The 1832-nt window shown below is 53.4% G+C and carries 1 tRNA gene and 1 rRNA gene; both read left to right on the top strand.

What is annotated here, in order from left to right:
• The first annotated feature begins 95 nt into the window (after window positions 1-95).
• Window positions 96-1637, top strand: a 16S ribosomal RNA gene (locus AFL22_RS22855).
• 73 nt (window positions 1638-1710) lie between these two features.
• Window positions 1711-1787 (top strand) — tRNA-Ile (locus AFL22_RS22850).
• Window positions 1788-1832 lie beyond the last annotated feature (45 nt).

Raw genomic sequence — 1832 nt, 5'->3', positions numbered from 1 at the left:
AAAAAATATCAAGCCTCACGAGTGAACACATAATGAAATTCATTATGACGTTTTACAGATGAGCACCGCTTAACTTGTTTAAGCAAATCAAACTTAAATTGAAGAGTTTGATCATGGCTCAGATTGAACGCTGGCGGCAGGCCTAACACATGCAAGTCGGACGGTAGCACAGAGGAGCTTGCTCCTTGGGTGACGAGTGGCGGACGGGTGAGTAATGTCTGGGGATCTGCCCGATAGAGGGGGATAACCACTGGAAACGGTGGCTAATACCGCATAACGTCGCAAGACCAAAGAGGGGGACCTTCGGGCCTCTCACTATCGGATGAACCCAGATGGGATTAGCTAGTAGGCGGGGTAATGGCCCACCTAGGCGACGATCCCTAGCTGGTCTGAGAGGATGACCAGCCACACTGGAACTGAGACACGGTCCAGACTCCTACGGGAGGCAGCAGTGGGGAATATTGCACAATGGGCGCAAGCCTGATGCAGCCATGCCGCGTGTATGAAGAAGGCCTTCGGGTTGTAAAGTACTTTCAGCGGGGAGGAAGGCGATGGGGTTAATAACCGCGTCGATTGACGTTACCCGCAGAAGAAGCACCGGCTAACTCCGTGCCAGCAGCCGCGGTAATACGGAGGGTGCAAGCGTTAATCGGAATTACTGGGCGTAAAGCGCACGCAGGCGGTCTGTTAAGTCAGATGTGAAATCCCCGGGCTTAACCTGGGAACTGCATTTGAAACTGGCAGGCTTGAGTCTTGTAGAGGGGGGTAGAATTCCAGGTGTAGCGGTGAAATGCGTAGAGATCTGGAGGAATACCGGTGGCGAAGGCGGCCCCCTGGACAAAGACTGACGCTCAGGTGCGAAAGCGTGGGGAGCAAACAGGATTAGATACCCTGGTAGTCCACGCCGTAAACGATGTCGACTTGGAGGTTGTTCCCTTGAGGAGTGGCTTCCGGAGCTAACGCGTTAAGTCGACCGCCTGGGGAGTACGGCCGCAAGGTTAAAACTCAAATGAATTGACGGGGGCCCGCACAAGCGGTGGAGCATGTGGTTTAATTCGATGCAACGCGAAGAACCTTACCTACTCTTGACATCCAGCGAACTTAGCAGAGATGCTTTGGTGCCTTCGGGAACGCTGAGACAGGTGCTGCATGGCTGTCGTCAGCTCGTGTTGTGAAATGTTGGGTTAAGTCCCGCAACGAGCGCAACCCTTATCCTTTGTTGCCAGCGATTCGGTCGGGAACTCAAAGGAGACTGCCGGTGATAAACCGGAGGAAGGTGGGGATGACGTCAAGTCATCATGGCCCTTACGAGTAGGGCTACACACGTGCTACAATGGCGCATACAAAGAGAAGCGACCTCGCGAGAGCAAGCGGACCTCACAAAGTGCGTCGTAGTCCGGATCGGAGTCTGCAACTCGACTCCGTGAAGTCGGAATCGCTAGTAATCGTGGATCAGAATGCCACGGTGAATACGTTCCCGGGCCTTGTACACACCGCCCGTCACACCATGGGAGTGGGTTGCAAAAGAAGTAGGTAGCTTAACCTTCGGGAGGGCGCTTACCACTTTGTGATTCATGACTGGGGTGAAGTCGTAACAAGGTAACCGTAGGGGAACCTGCGGTTGGATCACCTCCTTACCTGAAGATACCTTCCCGCGCAGTGTCCACACAGATTGTCTGATAAAAAGTAACGAGCAGAAAAAACCTCTACAGGCTTGTAGCTCAGGTGGTTAGAGCGCACCCCTGATAAGGGTGAGGTCGGTGGTTCAAGTCCACTCAGGCCTACCAAATTTCTTCTCATGCTGCGTTATGCGCGCGGTCGTTTACCTGAGT

It is taken from the genome of Pantoea sp. CFSAN033090 (genome assembly GCF_001264395.1).
GTDB classification, from domain to species: domain Bacteria; phylum Pseudomonadota; class Gammaproteobacteria; order Enterobacterales; family Enterobacteriaceae; genus Pantoea; species Pantoea agglomerans.
This window is presented reverse-complemented; position numbering and strand designations above follow the sequence as displayed.